We start from the raw sequence: 18,045 nt of genomic DNA on the forward strand, positions 1-18,045 counted from the left end.
TTAATACGGTATGTTCAATTTAATAATAAGTCTTTTATTTTGATTCAATAATTGAAAAAACTCTTCCCTTTTTATAAGCAACCAGACTCCAAAGACTGCGGTCCTACCTGTTTACGTATTATTGCCAAGCACTATGGCAAGCTGATATCTCTTCAGGAGATAAGAAGGCTGTCGGAGACCACCCGGTCGGGGAGCAATCTGTTGAAACTTAGCGATGCAGCAGAGGCTATTGGATTTAAGACCATAGGGGCCAAACTGGATTTCAAGAGACTGGAGCATGCCCAAATGCCCCTGATTGTGCACTGGGATAAGAACCACTTTGTGGTAGTATATCGGATCAATAAGGGCAAGGTCTATCTTTCGGATCCTGGGTATGGATTGATCCAATTGACAAAAGAAGAGTTTGTATCACGTTGGATTGGGAATAATGCCACAGAAGAGAGTAAGGAAGGAATTACTTTGCTTCTTGAACCGACTCCCAGGTTTAAAAAATTGAAATGGGAAAACACAGATAAGCGTTCCCTGGGCTTTCTTTTCAAGTACCTGTTCAAGTATAAGAGTCTGATCGTACAGCTGGGCATCGGATTGCTGGTAGGTAGTCTTCTCCAGCTGATTTTTCCATTTTTGACCCAGAGTATCGTAGATATCGGGATTCAAAACCAGAATATCGGGTTTATCTATCTGATCCTGTCGGCGCAGGTGATGTTGTTTTTTGGACGGACCAGCGTTGATGTGTTTCGAAGCTGGATACTGCTCCACCTCAGTACCCGGGTCAATATTTCCCTGGTATCGGATTTTTTTATCAAGCTGATGAACCTTCCCATTTCCTTCTTCGACACCCGGATGACTGGGGATATCATGCAGCGGATCGGAGACCATCGAAGGATAGAGACTCTTCTGACAGGCACCTCTTTAAACACCTTGTTTTCTTTTTTCAATCTGTTTGTATTTGGTGCTGTGTTGGTGTACTACAGTCTCCATATCTTTCTGATTTTCATGGGAGGCAGTGCGCTTTATGTTTTTTGGATTCTCTATTTTATGAAGCGGAGAAAAGAGCTGGATTACATGCGCTTTGCCCAGCTCAGTCAGGAACAGAGTACCGTGATCGAACTGATCAACGGCATGCAGGAGATCAAGCTGCACAATGCCGAAACCCAAAAACGCTGGAAATGGGAGTTTGTCCAGGCCAGTCTTTTTCAAGTGTCGATCAAGACCCTCGCCCTGGAGCAGACCCAGGGAGTGGGATCCTCAGTAATCAATGAGCTGAAAAACATTTTGGTAACATTTGCCTCAGCGATCCTGGTGATAGAAGGACAGCTTACACTGGGGATGATGCTTTCTCTTCAATATATCATCGGCCAGTTAAACGGTCCGATTATGGGAATAGTGACCTTTGTACGTACCTATCAAGATGCCAAGATCAGTTTGGAGCGACTCAATGAGATCCACGACAAGGAAGATGAGGAAAGCCGTGACAGGCAGCTAGTTCATGAGATCACCCCCGGAGAGGATATGAGTGTCCACAAACTCAGCTTCAGGTATTTGGGAGCTGAGGAAAATGTCCTCAAAGAAATAAGCCTTTCAGTTCCTGCCCAAAAAATCACAGCAATAGTAGGGGCCAGCGGATGCGGGAAAACTACCCTGATGAAGCTCCTCCTCAAATTTTATGAGCCATCCAAAGGGGAAATTAGCTATGGCAGACATGGCTTGGAATCCATCTCACCCCGGAGCTGGAGAGCCCATTGCGGGGTGGTCATGCAGGAAGGGTATGTATTCAATGATACCATTGCCAGCAACATTGCAGTAGGGGAGGAAGTTGTTGATCTCGATCGACTGGTCATGGCTTCACAAACTGCCAATATCTATGACTTTATACAATCCCTCCCCCTGAGATTTAATACCAAAATCGGAAATGAGGGGGTAGGGATCAGTACCGGGCAAAAGCAACGTTTGTTTATTGCCCGAGCAGTTTACAAAAATCCGGAGATCCTCTTTTTTGACGAAGCAACCTCTGCCTTGGATGCCAAAAATGAGCGTGTTGTGATGGAAAACCTAAATCGGTTTTTGAAAGGGAAGACGGTCTTCATCATCGCCCACCGACTCAGCACGGTCAAAAATGCGGATCAGATCATTGTAATGGATGAAGGGGAAATTAAAGAAACAGGAACCCATGAAGAATTGGTTTTACAAACGGGAGTGTATTACGATCTGGTGAAGAATCAATTGGAACTGGAAAAAATCAGAGAAAACTAGGCATGCCCGAAAATCCCCATACTATTGACAATCTACAGCTCAGATCCGAGGAGGTCCAGGAGATTATTACGACACCCCCGGCATGGCTGATCCGGTGGGGGATCACACTGGTGTTTTTGATTACCTTCGGTTTGATTTTTTTATCCTTTTTTATCAAATATCCTGATTTTATCATGTCCAGGGTAATGGTAACCACGGTGGAACCAACCGAAAAGATGATAGCCAGAACTTCAGGGCAGATCGATAGAATATGGGTGAGCAATGGCGAAAAAGTTAAGGTTGGTCAGCTATTGGCCAGCATAAAAAGTACTGCTGACGTTCACAGTGTACTGTTACTGAAAAAGATACTGGATGAGATTCCCTTTGGGAAAAATAACGGGTTTTTCTTTCCTCTAGATTCTCTTTCGGATGTGGTCTTGGGGGAAATAGAACTGGCATTTGTGGAGTTTGAACGAGGTTATATGGAATTCAGACTTCTCGAAAGGCTTCAGCCATCCCAAGTCCAGCTGGAAGGGAATCGGCTGTCCATCCTGGAAATCCATGAAAGGCTTACTAGCCAATTGGCCCAAAAGGAGATTCTGGAGAGAAAGGTTATTTTGGTAGAGACGGACTTCAAACGAAATAAGATGCTCTATGAAGGTGGGGTAATCGCGGCCAAAGACTTTGAGAGCCGGGAGATGGAATATCTTCAGGTGCAGGAACAGGTCAATGGAATGGCGATATCAATTTCCCAACTTCAAGAAGCTTTGGTTAATGCCGGGCAAACCCTAAAAAGCACTCAGGTATCCAAGGAGCAGGATGAATCCAGGGCATTAATTAGTCTGATCCAGTCCTATCATGGTTTGAAACGCGCTGTAAAAGAATGGGAGCGTAACTATGTGTTGGTTTCCTCTACCGATGGAGAGGTCAGCTTCCAGGGAGTCTGGGGAGAACATCAATTTGTTCAGACAGGTGAGCACGTTTTTACCATACTACCTGACCAGAGGTCAGAACTCCTGGGCAAAATGACTGTCTCTTCGCAAAATGCAGGGAAAATCTCCATGGGACAGCGGGTATTGATCAAGCTTGATAATTTCCCCTTTCAACAGTTCGGAACTCTTAGAGGGGAAGTAGGAAGTATTTCAGTTTCTCCTGACGAAGAAGGAAATTATGTGGTGTATAGCTCCCTTCCTGAGGGAACAAAAACCTCCTACGGCAAGGAGATTCAGCTAAAGCAAGAACTGCTGGGTACAGCGGAAATCATAACAGAAGACCTGAGTGTAGCGGAAAGACTGTTTTTCAAGCTAAAATCAATAACCGAGTATTAATTAATGAAGCGATTAATAAAAAGCGATGGAACAAGCATTAAGAAAACTTCAAGAGATCAACGGATATCTGTTGGAAAATGCCAAGGAAGAAAATGGGCTGGGACTACTGCACGGAAAGTTGGGTTTGAGTATCTACTTCTTTCATTTGGCAAGGAAAACCGAAAATCAAGAGTTTCTTGAGGCAGCGGAGAATTTGATTGAAGAGCTTTTCGAAAAACTTAAGGAAGCCAAACTTCCTGTAGATTTCGAAAATGGCCTGGCCGGTATTGCATGGGGCATCAGCTATTTGGTCAATTCAGATTTTGTCGAAGCGGATCTGGACGATACTTTGGGGGAGCTGGACGATAGGATTTTTAAGTTTTTGGAAGATCAAAAAGGAAAGCTCGCTGCAAATGTAAGAAACGGTATTATCGGTTATCTGCTTTATTGCCTTGACCGCTTAGAGAATTCCTTAAAGTCTGGTAATACGAGCAATATTTATATTTTTCAAAAGCTTGGAGCCGGACTGATCAATCAACTGGGGCAATTGGTTGAGGAGGAAAAGCTACAGGACAGGGAACCGCAACTATTCAACATCTTTTGGGATTTACCACTCACACTTATCGTACTGGGAAAGTCAACAAAACTGCAGGTCAACTCCGCCAAAGCGGAAAGGATTCTGGACTACATACTCCCATCCCTGATTTCTCTTTTTCCAAGTCTTCATAGCAATAGATTGTATCTGCTGTTGGGAATAGAATCAGTCTTGAAAGAAATCGAAAATCCTTTTTTGAGAAGGCATGCTTTATTTTTGAAAAGCAACATTGATATGAAGTCGATCTTCAACGCGGAATTCAAAAATTTGAACATCTGTGTTATAGATGGGGCGAGCGGCTTGAGACTGATTGCAAAAATGCTAGTAGAAATCACCGGAAACGATTCCTTTTTACCCTCAGACGGGCTTTTTTTACTCAAAATCAATGAGTCAGTTTGCTGGGGAGAAGCTGATTTTTATAGCTCTTTTAGGAAAAGCATCGGGCTGGTTTCCGGATTGCCCGGAATTGGTTGGGCTTTATTGGAGACCTTGGAAGTGGAGAAAAAAATCTGATGTCGTAAAAGTTTGATACAATGGAAAAGATAAACATAAGGGATTTTACTTTTTTGATTCCTATCAAGATCGATTCGGTAACTAGATTGGAAAACACCCTGGTAAGCATAGATTATATTTTATCCCATTATAACACCAATATCAATATAATAGAAGCAACTACAAGAAATACTGGTATCCTTGAAAAATTGCTGCCAACTGGAGTAGAGTACATTTTTCAGGAAGATTTGGACAATATCTTTCACCGAACGCGGTACATTAATCAATTAGCACGTTCCGCCAAAACAGAATTTATAAGTGTTTGGGATTCAGACATTATTATACCCGTCGATCAAATTGTCAAATCGGTAAACCTATTGCGAAATGAAGAGGCTGATTTCATTTCACCTTATAAAGATAGATTCTTAGATACTTCTGACCTTCTTAGAGACCTTTACATTCAGACCCGTGATATCAAATTGCTGGAAAAACACCAAGGCAAGATGAGATCTTTGTATAATCCAAATCCAGTGGGAGGAGCTTTTTTGGCAAAAAAGGACAAGTATATAGAATCAGGAATGGAAAATGAAAGGTTGTATGGTTGGGGAAGAGAAGATGGTGAAAGAGTTAATCGGTGGAAAACTCTGGGGTACCGTCACCATCATGTGGAAGGTGTATTGTACCATCTTTCACACGAACGCGGGATAAACAGCAAATTTCACAGCCCTAACCAAGATTCAAGAAAGATGGAAGAACTAAGTAGACATCTTGCTATGTCGAAGGAAGAATTGTGGAAGGAAATAAAGGGGCAATAGAAATTCAAAGACTTTCCAGATGAATAAATGGTAAAGGTTGGATGTTTAGTTCTTAAATTAAAATTCCCTTGAATGAATCTCTTGAAAAATATTTATGAAATGGATTATGAAAAGAAACAACGCAATACAAACACTTTGGATTGGAAGCAAATTAACCAAAATGGAACTATTAAGCCTAAAATCTTTTCTATTTAATTCACATGAAATTCATTTATACCTTTACGAAGAATTAGAAGACTTACCAAAGGGAGTAACTATACATGATGCCAATAAGATTATTCCAGCAGAAAAAATTTTCAAATACAAAAATAATGGAAGCTATGCTGGCTTTGCTAATTTATTCAGATACAAGCTCCTTTTAGAAAAAGGGGGTATTTGGAGTGATTTGGACATTATCTGCATAAAACCAATTTCTATAGCGGAAGATTATTTATTCGCCTCTGAGCGTTTACTGGATGAAAGTGTGCAAGTCAACAACTGTTTTATCAAAGCACCTGAAAATTCCCCCGTAATAGAATATTGTTACAACATAGCACTAAATAAAAATCCAGAAGAATTGCATTGGGGAGAAACCGGGCCAAAGTTACTCACACGGGCTGTCTTAGAATTTGGGCTTGAAGAATATGTAGCAGACCCAGAGGTAATTTGTCCACTGGACTATTGGAAATGTTCAGATTTGGTCACTAAGCCGCTAGAGGACATTATCTCAGAAGAAACCTATACAGTACACTTATGGAATGAAATGTGGAGAAGGAATTCATTAAACAAATCCATGACCTTTGGTCCAAATTGCGCTTATGAGGTACTTCACAATATGTTTTCGATCATTCAATAATAAAAAAATGGAATGAAACTTAATTGCTAAAATTATATCATAAGTTTGAATAAATAAATAGTAGTGGAAAACATCGTAAAACATGAAATAATTCTTAGAAAAAAATAAAATTAACTATACATATACGACTTTATCAGTAAATATTTATTGAAACTTAGTAAATACGGTATAGGTAAACCGATAATGGTCAAGTAATTTACTTTCATAAATCTTGGTCGGAAGGTCCAATCGAAACACAATCAAATAAACAAAGTATCATGAAAAAGTTAAGTCTAGAAATGCTCAGACTCTCTTCAGAAGAAGTACTCGGGCGAAGTCAAATGAAATCAGTTATAGGCGGTACAAGATTTAGATGTACATGCTACAACAGTGTAGGTAGTTGGACCGGTAATTATTCGGATAAAGCTACAGCAGAAGCACAAGGAGGAGGCGATTGTGCATCAGGTGTTGCTCAATGCAGAGAGATCATTGAATGACATTATTTTAAGATCCAATCAGGAATTGATTTTCTAGATTAAGTCTTTTTTCTTGGGAATATGAATAAATCAATAATCTTCCCCTTATTTTTTATAGGAATACTCTACTCATGCGGAGAAAAGTCCATTTCACCTTTATCAAAAGACCTTTCTAAAATTGATACCCTGATTTTTAGCTCTGAGAATGAAATCCTCGATCTAGGAGAAGAAGGTGAATTCTTGGCTTCTTCAGCGATGTCTGATGATGCCTCTTCTTACTACATTTTCAACCTTGAGAAAAGGTTTTTATACACCCTAGATATAAAATCCAAAAAGCTTCTATCATCATTAAAAATGCCTTCCGAGGGTCCTGATGGTATTGGAGAGTGGCTGATAGACTTTCAGCGATTGGATGACCAAAACTTCGTAGCTCAAGGTGATAATGTTTTCTATTTTTTTAATTTGGAAGGAAAACTACTGGATAAAATACGGGTCGATCACCTTTTTTATTTGATTCCTGAATTGGCCAAAAAATTTTCAAATCTGGGATTTCTCTATAAGGATGGGCAATTCCACTTCACGACAGGAGAAATAGGCACTATTGAATCAAAGGTGCTTAGCTATAATGCGAAAACCGACTCCATTCTACTGCGAGAGATTCTTTCCGTCGATTTGATAAAGAATTCATCTATGATTTCCATGGTCAAATCCTTCACCTTCTATTCTTCTTCTTCTTTTGTAATTAATGATTTCCCCGGTGGAATCCTAATCGTAAACCGTGGTTTACCCAATATGACCGCAAACCTGAACAATGGGGACACCGTAAACACCAAACTTAACAGTTCAAAATTTTTCGAAGACTTGGTGCCGATTGAAGAAATTTTCAGAGCCAAAAATGAAACGGAAGAAAAGGAGTTTAAAAAGGAATTAGAAAAGCGGATGAACTTTCTCCGACCTGTAGCCGATGAAAAAAATGAAAAGCTCTATAGACTCGGCTATCGACTGGCTTCGGATGGTATTTCCTATGACAACTTTTTATTTGAATATGATCTGGATTTGACCTTGACAAGGGAGACTCAATTGAAAGGAGTCAAAATCAAACCCAAGAAGATGTTTCTCAAAGATTCGAATTTTTACATCGCTGCGTCTTTTGACGATGAGCCTGGTTTGCTGATTTTTGCGAATCCTTTTTAATGTCTTTATCTAATTTCTAGAATTGAATTCAACCTAAGCATGGATTGATTTCTAAAATAACCCCACAAAGTCTCTAAAATTATCTTTTGAAATCACCATAAAATCAGCTGGATAGGTTTCCAAAAAAAGGGATGGTTTCTTGACTTTGGCATTGGGATTCCATTTGAATTCAAATGCCGAAATTCGTCCATCTGCCTCCTCTAAGTAATCAATCTCTTGCTGCTGTTTGGTGCGCCAAAAGAATGTATTTGTATATGTTCGATGGTAATGATTTCGCTTTAGTCGCTCTGTGATCAGAAAATTTTCCCACAAGGCTCCAATATCATTTCGAAATTCGAATGGATTGAAGTTCTGAATTAGGGCATTTCGAATTCCATTATCATAAAAATAGATTTTCCGGTTGGTCTTAATTTCGTTTCGAAGATTTCTGCTGAATGACGTGAGTGGATAAATGATGCAAGACAGCTCAAGTAGGCGGATATAACTGGAAACGGTGTTTTTATCTACTCCGGTTAACTGAGCCAATTCATTGTAGCTGACCTCGGAGCCGAGTTGAAAAGCAAGTGCTTGAAGGATCTTCTCCAAGACCTCAGGTTTTTTGACGGTAGCAAAAGCGAGAATATCCTTAAACAGATAGCTTTGCGTGATTTCATTCAGAATTGCCCGCTCCTCACCGCGATGATTGATAACGTCTGGATAAAAGCCATAAATCAAGCGATTTTCCAAATCGCGCATTGCATCCAAATAGCCAACCGATTTCTCATATTCCTCATAGGAAATGGGGTAAAGAAAATATTCAAATTTTCTTCCGGTGAGCGGCTCATGGGTATTGCTTCTAAGTTCGAAGGCAGAAGAACCACTTAAGATCAATTGCACCTGCTTAAATTGATCATGAATAATTTTAGCAGTGATTCCGATGTTTTCGATTCGTTGAGCTTCGTCGATAAAAACAATTTTGGAGCTGCCAATGAGGGTTTCGATTTGCTTGGTGTTGGGATTGGTCAATTGCTGTTTGACCAGCGGATCATCTCCGTCCAAAAACAAAAACTCCCTATCTTTCAGGATCTCTTGGATCAAGGTAGTCTTCCCAACTTGTCTTGCGCCAATCAGTACGATGGTTTTCCCTCTAAATAGCTGATTAGAAATCTTGTTTTTAAGTGTTCTTTGAATCATTTCTCAATCTATTCACCAATAGTACTTCTTTTTGGTGAATCAATTCACCAAAAGTTATAATTTTTGGTGATTAAACCAATCTTAACCTCAGAAACTGTCTGAATCCACCATGACGCCCATTGATACGGGGCGATATTTGGAATCGTATATATTCCTATTCATTCAATATCAAGTGCAATGATATTTGGAGCTGACTAAAGGTTTTAGGTTTTTAAATAAAAAAGCCTCCAGATCTCTCCGAAGGCCTTTTGGTTACTTTTTGATTTCGAGTTTCGTCCGCATCTCATCAATATTAAGCAATCTGGAAATCTGCTCCCGTTCCAATTTTCGGAATCGAGCCAGCTGCACATCGATTTTCTCAGTCAATTCCTGCCTTACTTCCACTGCACCATCGGTAGGCTTATAGTCACCATTCCCTACCACCGAATTGAGGTGAGCCAACTTATTGTTCAGCCTGATCGGGAAGTTGAGCGGATCCTGACCGCTGCGGTTTTTGGTTTGGTAGAGGGTTTCCTCGATTTCCTGCATTTCTGCTTGGATGGCTTTGAGATTTCTTGGTTTTCTTTTCAATGAATCCAGTTCGCTTCGATAAGCTCTGATCAATTTAATTGTCTCATGAGTTTCGGTGAGTTTGTCCCGTACACCCAGCAGGAAGTCATATTGCTCAGCCAATTCCGCCTGAGTGGATTCATAGCGGGGATCCGCAAGGACTTTGAAAGTTTCTTCCTGAGATTGTCCATCAACCGTTAGTCGAACTTTGTAAGTTCCAGGGATCACTTTCGGTCCTCTCAGATTACCTGACCACATGATCAATCCCTCAAATCCCACTGCATTTTCAACTCGGAGGTTCCAGTTAAATTCGTTCGACCCTTCCTTTACTTTAAGCGTGTCCCCATTGATTCCTTTGGTAGAAAAGGCTCTGAGCGGTTGATTCACGGCATCGAAAAATTCGATTTTCAATTCCCTTTTTGGCTTTTCTTTCAAGAAGAAATACACCAAAACACCACCAGGACGATTGGTCCCCTCGGTTGCACTGTTTCTTCTTACGCCGTCGATACGATAAGAATCCTGAGGCTTAAAGAGATGGAATGCTTTACTTTCAATTCCCGGTTCTGCCTGATGTAAGACGGTCAGGTCATCGATGATCCAAAAGGAACGGCCTTGTGTAGCAGCGATCAGGTTGTTTTCCTTAATTGCCAGATCGGTGATCGGCACAATCGGGAGATTCAGTTGTAAAGAATGCCAGCTGGCACCATCATCTTTGGAATAATACATGCCGGTTTCGGTACCCGCATAGAGCATTCCCTTTTTCGCCGGATCAGCCCGTATTACCCGAGTGAAATGCTCTGAATCGATACCTGAGGTAATCTTGGTCCATGTTTTCCCATAGTCCTTTGTCTTGTACAGGTAAGGCTCATAGTTTCCGCTTTTATATCCAGTTGCCGCAAAGTAAGCTTCTCCAGCATCAAAAGGACTTGCCTCGATGCTGTTGATCTGAAGCCATTCGGGCATGTCTTTCGGAGTCACATTCTGCCAGGACTTCCCATTATCCTGAGTCACGTGAACCAGCCCATCATCCGAACCTGCCCAGATTACTCCAGCTTTTAATGGTGATTCCGCCACCGTAAATATCGTCGCATAATATTCAACCGAGGTATTGTCTTTGGTAATTGGACCGCCAGACGGACCTAGTTTGCTTTTATCATTTCGCGTCAAATCAGGTGAGAATACTTCCCAGCTTTGGCCCTCATTATTTGAGCGGTGCATCTGATTACTTGCTGTATAGAGCATCTTGGGATCGTGTGGGGAAAACAGGATCGGGAAATTCCACTGGAAGCGGTATTTCATATCTTCTGCTCCATGGCCCATCGGGTTGTTGGGATAGACATTGACAGATCTGGAAGTGCCGGTTCGATGGTTTTCACGGGTCAAATACCCGCCATAGGACCCCCCGTACACAATGTCATTGTCCAAAGGATCAGGCGCAATCCAGCCTGATTCACCCCCTGCTGTCGGTTCCCAATCACTTTCCGTGATGGCTCCACCATCATTTCTGTGTCGGATTCTCAGGGTGGAATTATCCTGCTGCGCACCATAAATTCGATACGGAAAACTGTTGTCCGTAGTCACCCGGTAAAACTGCGAAGTCGGCTGATTCATCATTGTTGACCAAGTAGTGCCTCCATCATCTGACACCTGAGCTCCTCCGTCATCTGCGATGATCATTCGTTTGTTATTGGACGGATCTATCCAGAGGTCATGATGATCTCCGTGCGGTGCATTGGATCCTTTAAAAGTTTTTCCCCCATCTGTCGACTTATGATAGCTGACGTTCAAAACATAGACCGTTTCTTCATCTTGTGTATCGGCGTAGATTCTTGTATAATACCAGGCACGCTGTCGCAGGTTGCGATCATCGTTCACCTTTTCCCAAGTCTCCCCCGCATCTTTGGAAGTGTACACTCCACCATTTTCATTTTCGATCATGGCAAAAAGACGATTCGTATTTACAGGAGAGACCGTAATCCCCATGATTCCGAGAAGTCCCTTCGGGAAAGATGCTTTGGAAGAAAGTTCATTCCAAGTCTTTCCACCGTCGATGGATTTAAACATTTTTGAGCCAGGTCCACCACTTTCCAAACTATAGGGTGTACGCTTAACCTCCCAGGTTGTAGTGTAAAGAATCTCAGGATTTTTGGGATCCAAAACGAGGTCCACGGCACCGGCCACATCACTGACGAAAAGTACTTTTTCCCATGAATCTCCTCCATCGATGGATTTGAATACTCCACGCGTGGCATCGGGCTTAAAAATATCTCCAAGAACAGCCGCATAGACAACATTTGGATTGGTTGGATGAATTTTTAGACGGGAAATAAATCGGCTTTTGTCCAAGCCTGCCCTTGCCCAGGTTTTGCCGGCATCGCTACTTTTCCAAACTCCATAGCCAAAGGAGACATTTCCCCGGACAGTTTTCTCTCCCCCTCCGGCATAGACTACCGATGTATCACTTTCTGCCACAGCCACCGCCCCCATTGACCCACCGAAATAGCCGTCGGATACAGATTTCCAGGTTTTGCCGGAATCGACAGTTTTCCAGATTCCACCACCGGTTGAGGCGAAATAATAGGAATGATCGCTTCCTTTTACCCCGGTAACTCCATCAGCCCGACCACCTCGAAAGGGACCGACGAGTCGCCATTGGACTGCATCGTAGATTTTAGAATCGGGGATTTTCTGGGCTTGCAGGTTGTTTCCTGCCAAAAGCAAAGTCAGGAATATTCCTAACCAGCCAATTCGTAAATACTTTTTCATTCAGGATAAGATTGGTGTCAATTCAATTTAAAAATTAGCCAGAATGAAATGAATAATCGTCAAAAAAATGATCAAAGGTGATTTACTTGATGCCAAAAGGCAAAAAAAAAGCCTCTTCTTTCGAAGAGGCTTTTTTGCTGTGATTTCTATTAGTCTACGGAAGGCAATACGCTAACGTAAGATCTTCCGTCGGCTTTAGTCTTAAAGGTAACTACGCCTTCAGACAAAGCATACAGTGTATGATCTTTACCAACTCCTACATTGAGTCCAGCATGATGCTTGGTGCCTCTTTGTCTAATGATGATGTTACCGGCGATTACAGCCTCACCACCAAATTTTTTCACACCCAGTCTCTTAGAATGGGATTCTCTACCGTTTCGGGAACTACCTACACCTTTCTTGTGTGCCATGTTCTTATGTGTTTATGATTCCGTTGTGGGAATTCTTACAGAGTAATATTTTCAATCAAAACTTTGGTGAAGTCTTGTCTGTGACCGTTCTTCTTTTTGTAGCCTTTTCTTCGCTTCTTCTTGAAGACAATCACTTTATCACCTTTTACATGATCCAGGATTTTCCCGAATACCTTGGCTCCTGCTAATAAAGGAGCTCCTACAGACACAGTGCCTTCGGCTTCCGCCAATAAAACCTGGTCAAATTCCACGGAAGCGCCAGCATCTCCGACTAGCTTGGGAGCATAGACGTACTGATCTTTTGTTACTTTGAACTGCTTACCTGCGATGTTTACAATTGCGTACATGAGTATTGATATCTTTTGCCGAAATCGGAGTGCAAATATAAGAAAGGGATTTTGAACAAAAAAACATTCTTCGGAAATCGCTCCTTTATTCCCAAAGCTTTTGCAGTCTGAAAAATGAAAATCGAATTCATTTGAGAAAATCGCATAGCTTTTTGCAAATAATTTGAAAAATAAAGGTTAAGAGTATTGAAGGAAAACCCCATAAGACACTGGTATTCAGGCTGGACTTTTTATTCTGAACTCATTAAATTTTCTGACTTTAGGTCAAAAATCTAGTCGAAATATCTTGTGGAAAACTTTTTTTGAAATGTTGAAAATTAATTTAAAGCCTCTAAGCGATCAAAATAATTAATTCTTTTATTTACTTGAACCATTTTAAATAGCTTATTTATTGGCACTTAATTAGTTTTTGACCGATGTTTAAAAAATGACATATTGTAGGGCTCAATCGGTTTTTTTTTCGCTTTTTGCTTCACATATTTGTTTATAGGCTGTTCTGAAGAGGCAGCCTTTTCCATCCCCAGTCTAGGTGGAGACCAGTATTTATCCTTCAGGAAGTTTTAGAAATAAAAAAAACAACAGAGAGCAAGATGCAGCAGGAACCAATTTTAGTAGAGAATAACAATCGTTTTGTGTTATTTCCAATTCAACACAATGATATCTGGCAGTATTACAAAAAAGCAGAGGCGAGCTTTTGGACTGCAGAAGAAATTGATTTGAGTCAAGATCTTACAGATTGGAAGAAACTAAGTGATGGTGAACGTCATTTCATTTCTCACGTCTTGGCATTTTTTGCGGCCAGTGACGGAATAGTAAACGAAAACCTTGCTGAACACTTCGTGTCCGAAGTTCAGTATACGGAAGCTAAATTTTTCTACGGCTTTCAGATCGCAATGGAAAACATCCATTCAGAAACCTATTCTTTACTCATTGACACTTATATTAAAGACAATGTGGAAAGAGATCGTCTCTTGAATGCTATCGAGCATATTGACTGTGTGAGAAGAAAGGCTGATTGGGCACTACGCTGGATCGATAACGGAAATTTCCAGGAACGCCTTATTGCTTTTGCTGCTGTGGAGGGAATCTTTTTTTCGGGATCCTTTTGCTCAATTTTCTGGATGAAAAAGAGAGGCTTAATGCCAGGATTGACTTTCTCAAATGAATTGATTTCCAGAGACGAAGGACTACACTGCGATTTTGCTTGCCATTTATATACCAAACATGTCGTAAATCCACTTCCAAAAGAGACTGTACGAGATATAATTATGGACGCAGTAGCTATCGAGAAAGAATTCGTGACAGATGCCCTACCTGTACGCCTGATCGGGATGAATTCTGTCTTGATGTGCCAATACATTGAGTTCGTAGCCGATCGTTTACTCATGGAATTAGGCTGTGAAAAGGTATGGAACAGCACCAATCCATTTGACTTCATGGATATGATTGGCATGCAGGGTAAAACCAATTTCTTTGAAAAGAGGGTTGGAGACTACCAGAAAGCTGGAGTAATGAAATCAACCGAAGTAAGTGAGTCTTCCGCTCGATTTTCAGTAGAAGAGGACTTTTAATGACCAATTTTTCCATCAATCCTAAAATCACCAACGAATGCTAGTAATCAAACGCGACGGAAGAAGAGAATCGGTAAGATTCGACAAAATCACGGCAAGGATAGAAAATCTTTGTTACGAACTTGATCCCAAATTTATCCAACCTATCGAAGTTGCTAAAAAAGTAATTGATGGTCTTTATGATGGGGTTACAACATCCGAACTGGACAATCTAGCTGCAGAAATATGCGCTTCACTGACTGTGCGTCATCCGGATTACGCGATACTAGGTGCCAGAATCGCAATATCCAACCTACATAAAACCACGAGCCAGTCTTTCTCCAACACGATGAAAAGACTGTATACTTATGTAAATCCTAAAACTGGTGCGAATGCTCAGTTGATAGATACTGAAGTGTACGGCATTATTAAAAAGAATGCGGCTCATCTAGATGAGGTAATCGATTACAAGCGTGATTTTGGATATGACTATTTTGGATTTAAAACACTAGAGAAAAGCTATCTGATCAGACTTGATGGCAAAGTCGTTGAAAGACCTCAGCACATGCTCATGCGTGTGGCTGTAGGGATACACAAGGAAGACATTCCTTCAGTGATTGAAACCTACAATCTCCTTTCAGAACGTTGGTTTACACACGCTACTCCTACGCTATTCAATGCAGGCACACCTAAACCGCAGCTTTCTTCCTGTTTCCTTCTTACAATGAAGGATGACAGTATTGACGGCATCTATGATACACTCAAGCAGTGCGCAAAGATATCTCAATCAGCAGGCGGAATAGGACTTTCTATCCATCATGTACGTGCCAAAGGAAGCTATATCAAAGGAACAAATGGAGTATCTAATGGCATAGTACCAATGCTCCGAAACTTTGACATGACAGCTCGCTATGTTGACCAAGGAGGAGGTAAAAGAAAAGGAAGTTTTGCAATCTATATAGAACCTTGGCATGCGGATATTAAAGATTTTCTTGAATTAAAGCGAAATCACGGAAAAGAAGAAATGCGTGCACGGGATCTATTCTATGCACTTTGGATACCGGATCTTTTCATGAAACGGGTCGAACAAAATGAAGACTGGTCTCTTTTCTGTCCTAACGAAGCTCCCGGTTTGTCAGATTGCCACGGAGAAGAATTTGAGCGCTTGTATGAGAAATACGAACGTGAAGGTCGGGCAAGAGAAACCATCAAAGCGCAGGAACTTTGGTTTGAAGTCCTGGAATCCCAAATTGAAACCGGTACTCCATATATGCTTTACAAAGATTCGGCAAATGGAAAGTCAAACCAGAAGAATCTAGGTACAATTAAGTCATCTAACCTGTGCACAGAGATCATTGAGTATACGGCTCCTGATGAAGTGGCTGTATGTAATTTAGCCTCCCTGGCACTACCAAAGTTTGTCCAGACTGGAAAAGATGGCAAACTCTATTTTGACCATGAAAAGTTATATGAAATCACCAAGGTTGCTACCAAAAATCTAAACAAGGTCATCGATGTCAACTACTATCCGGTAGAAGAAGCAAGACGCTCAAACTTCAGACATCGTCCAATTGGTTTGGGCATTCAGGGACTGGCAGATGCATTTATCATGCTCAGAATGCCTTTTGACTCTGCGGAAGCTCGAGGTTTGAATGAAGATATTTTCGAGACAATTTACTTTGCTGCGGTAGAAACTTCAATGGAATTGGCCAAGACACAAGGCACCTATGAGACCTATGAAGGTAGCCCAGCTTCCAAAGGCATCCTTCAATTTGATATGTGGGGAGTAACACCTAAGTCAAACAGATGGAATTGGAGTGAGTTGAAGGAAAAAGTAAAAAAGTATGGGATGAGAAATTCCTTACTTGTTGCCCCAATGCCAACAGCATCTACTTCTCAGATTTTGGGTAATAATGAGTGTTTTGAACCTTATACTTCAAACCTCTACACCAGAAGAACCCTATCAGGTGAATTCATCATGGTAAATAAGCATCTGATGAAAGATTTGATCAATCTTGGATTGTGGAATGATAACATGAGGAATAGACTTATTTCCACAAATGGATCTGTTTTAAACGTCCCTGGAATACCTCAAAACATCAAAGACCTTTACAAAACAGTTTGGGAAATTTCACAGAAAGTCATAATTGACATGTCAGCTGACCGAGGTGCTTATATTTGTCAGTCTCAAAGTATGAACATCTTTATGCAAGATCCCAACTTTGGAAAATTGACTTCCATGCACTTCTACGCTTGGAAAAAGGGATTAAAAACAGGCATGTACTATCTAAGGTCACAAGCTGCTACTGCCGCAATCAAGTTTACACTTGATAAATCCTCATTTGACCAAAAAGTAGAAAAGGTAAATGAAAACGAAATTGCAAAAACACAAAAACAAGACGCTATCGCCTGCTCATTGGATGATCCAGAGGGATGTGAGATGTGCGGAAGTTAAAATTAAGAGTTCGTTAAATGGATAAAAGGCGGTTGATTCTATCAAACGCTTTTTTTATCTCTAAATTCAAAACCATGGAAAAAGACACAATCAAAACAAGAATAAACACGCTCTCCGAGAATACAAAAGGAGATTTTGGAATCATGAAACCTCAACATATGATTGAGCATTTGACAATCACTGTTAAACTCTCCTATGGAAGAATAAAATTACCTGATTTTGAACCGTCGGAAAAGCAACTTGCACAAAAAAACGCCCTCCTCAACACGGCTATGAATTTTCCAAAAGGAGTGCTGGCACCCGGCATTGGGGACAATCTTTTGGATCTGAAATATGCAGATTTAGACACTGCGAAAGTTGAGTTACTTAAAAGTATTGATGAATATAATAATCATTTCACTTCATTTCCTGAGGAAAAAACTATCCACCCAAGGTTCGGGAAATTGAATCATGAAGAATGGGAAAGATTTCATCAAAAGCATTTTGACCATCATTTGAGTCAGTTTGGATTATAACAGCAAAGGAGCCTTTCGTAAACGAAGGGCTTTTTTATTTATTTTCCTTAATGTTTTTCTCTACAAGAACAGAAAGATATCCAAGTTTATAGGGCACTAATCCCATTTGTCTAGAGATATAATTAAAATCAAGAATTCAGAGGGCCAACAAGATAACATAAACTTAAAAGTCCACAGCAACTTGGACGCCCAACGCCCACAGCATTATAGACCAGACCAAGCTTGGATGAGTTTGACCTGATGCGAGCGATCTAAATCCTGTCAGGCTTGTATTTCTGTTTCGCTCCTGCTTCTTCCCTTCAAAACAGGGAGGGTTTAAACGCAAAAAAGCCTCTGGATTGCTCCAAAGGCTTTT

General features: G+C 40.9%; 14 protein-coding genes. 9 read left to right on the forward strand and 5 right to left on the reverse strand.

Features of this window, described 5'->3' with window-relative positions:
- Positions 1 to 51 precede the first annotated feature (51 nt).
- The 6 genes from Q8M62_RS17940 to Q8M62_RS17965 all read left to right on the forward strand — a co-directional run bounded on the left by Q8M62_RS17940 (position 52) and on the right by Q8M62_RS17965 (position 7,925).
- Positions 52 to 2,253, forward strand: a complete 2,202-nt coding sequence (locus Q8M62_RS17940; RefSeq protein ID WP_304899030.1) for a peptidase domain-containing ABC transporter — start codon at positions 52 to 54, stop codon at positions 2,251 to 2,253.
- A 2-nt stretch (positions 2,254 to 2,255) separates the two neighbouring features.
- Positions 2,256 to 3,560 carry an HlyD family secretion protein gene (locus Q8M62_RS17945; RefSeq protein ID WP_304899031.1) on the forward strand — a complete coding sequence of 435 codons (1,305 nt, stop codon included), beginning with the start codon at positions 2,256 to 2,258 and terminating at the stop codon, positions 3,558 to 3,560.
- 25 nt (positions 3,561 to 3,585) lie between these two features.
- Positions 3,586 to 4,647, forward strand: coding sequence for a lanthionine synthetase LanC family protein (locus tag Q8M62_RS17950; RefSeq protein ID WP_304899032.1), 1,062 nt, complete (start codon positions 3,586 to 3,588; stop codon positions 4,645 to 4,647).
- Positions 4,648 to 4,667: 20 nt separating this feature from the next.
- A complete protein-coding gene (locus Q8M62_RS17955) occupies positions 4,668 to 5,441 on the forward strand; it encodes a galactosyltransferase-related protein (protein WP_304899033.1) in 774 nt (257 codons plus the stop codon).
- A 94-nt stretch (positions 5,442 to 5,535) separates the two neighbouring features.
- Positions 5,536 to 6,276 carry a glycosyltransferase gene (locus Q8M62_RS17960; protein WP_304899034.1) on the forward strand — a complete coding sequence of 247 codons (741 nt, stop codon included), beginning with the start codon at positions 5,536 to 5,538 and terminating at the stop codon, positions 6,274 to 6,276.
- A gap of 536 nt (positions 6,277 to 6,812) precedes the next feature.
- Positions 6,813 to 7,925 carry a DUF4221 family protein gene (locus tag Q8M62_RS17965; RefSeq protein WP_304899035.1) on the forward strand — a complete coding sequence of 371 codons (1,113 nt, stop codon included), beginning with the start codon at positions 6,813 to 6,815 and terminating at the stop codon, positions 7,923 to 7,925.
- A gap of 51 nt (positions 7,926 to 7,976) precedes the next feature.
- Here Q8M62_RS17965 and Q8M62_RS17970 read toward each other — a convergent pair whose 3' ends face one another.
- From Q8M62_RS17970 to rplU, 4 genes are all read right to left on the reverse strand, one after another.
- Complete coding sequence (locus Q8M62_RS17970) at positions 7,977 to 9,098, reverse strand: ATP-binding protein (RefSeq protein ID WP_304899036.1); 1,122 nt, start codon at positions 9,096 to 9,098, stop codon at positions 7,977 to 7,979.
- Positions 9,099 to 9,350: 252 nt separating this feature from the next.
- Positions 9,351 to 12,413 (reverse strand): glycosyl hydrolase, encoded by a 3,063-nt coding sequence (locus Q8M62_RS17975; RefSeq protein WP_304899037.1) that lies wholly within the window; start codon positions 12,411 to 12,413, stop codon positions 9,351 to 9,353.
- A 149-nt stretch (positions 12,414 to 12,562) separates the two neighbouring features.
- Positions 12,563 to 12,823 (reverse strand): 50S ribosomal protein L27, encoded by a 261-nt coding sequence (gene rpmA / locus Q8M62_RS17980; protein WP_092732788.1) that lies wholly within the window; start codon positions 12,821 to 12,823, stop codon positions 12,563 to 12,565.
- A gap of 35 nt (positions 12,824 to 12,858) precedes the next feature.
- Positions 12,859 to 13,170 (reverse strand): 50S ribosomal protein L21, encoded by a 312-nt coding sequence (gene rplU / locus Q8M62_RS17985; protein ID WP_092732785.1) that lies wholly within the window; start codon positions 13,168 to 13,170, stop codon positions 12,859 to 12,861.
- A gap of 590 nt (positions 13,171 to 13,760) precedes the next feature.
- On the opposite strand from rplU, the gene Q8M62_RS17990 reads away from it, so the two are divergent.
- From Q8M62_RS17990 to Q8M62_RS18000, 3 genes are all read left to right on the forward strand, one after another.
- Complete coding sequence (locus Q8M62_RS17990) at positions 13,761 to 14,741, forward strand: ribonucleotide-diphosphate reductase subunit beta (protein ID WP_092732782.1); 981 nt, start codon at positions 13,761 to 13,763, stop codon at positions 14,739 to 14,741.
- A gap of 37 nt (positions 14,742 to 14,778) precedes the next feature.
- Positions 14,779 to 17,175 (forward strand): ribonucleoside-diphosphate reductase subunit alpha, encoded by a 2,397-nt coding sequence (locus Q8M62_RS17995; protein WP_304899038.1) that lies wholly within the window; start codon positions 14,779 to 14,781, stop codon positions 17,173 to 17,175.
- A 74-nt stretch (positions 17,176 to 17,249) separates the two neighbouring features.
- On the forward strand, positions 17,250 to 17,690 hold the full coding sequence (locus Q8M62_RS18000; protein ID WP_304899039.1) for a DUF1569 domain-containing protein: 441 nt from the start codon (positions 17,250 to 17,252) through the stop codon (positions 17,688 to 17,690).
- Positions 17,691 to 17,853: 163 nt separating this feature from the next.
- Here Q8M62_RS18000 and Q8M62_RS18005 read toward each other — a convergent pair.
- The coding region (locus Q8M62_RS18005; protein WP_304899040.1) for a hypothetical protein at positions 17,854 to 18,045 on the reverse strand (192 nt) is incomplete at its 5' end.

This window comes from Algoriphagus sp., assembly GCF_030694375.1.
Classification (GTDB): Bacteria; Bacteroidota; Bacteroidia; order Cytophagales; family Cyclobacteriaceae; genus Algoriphagus.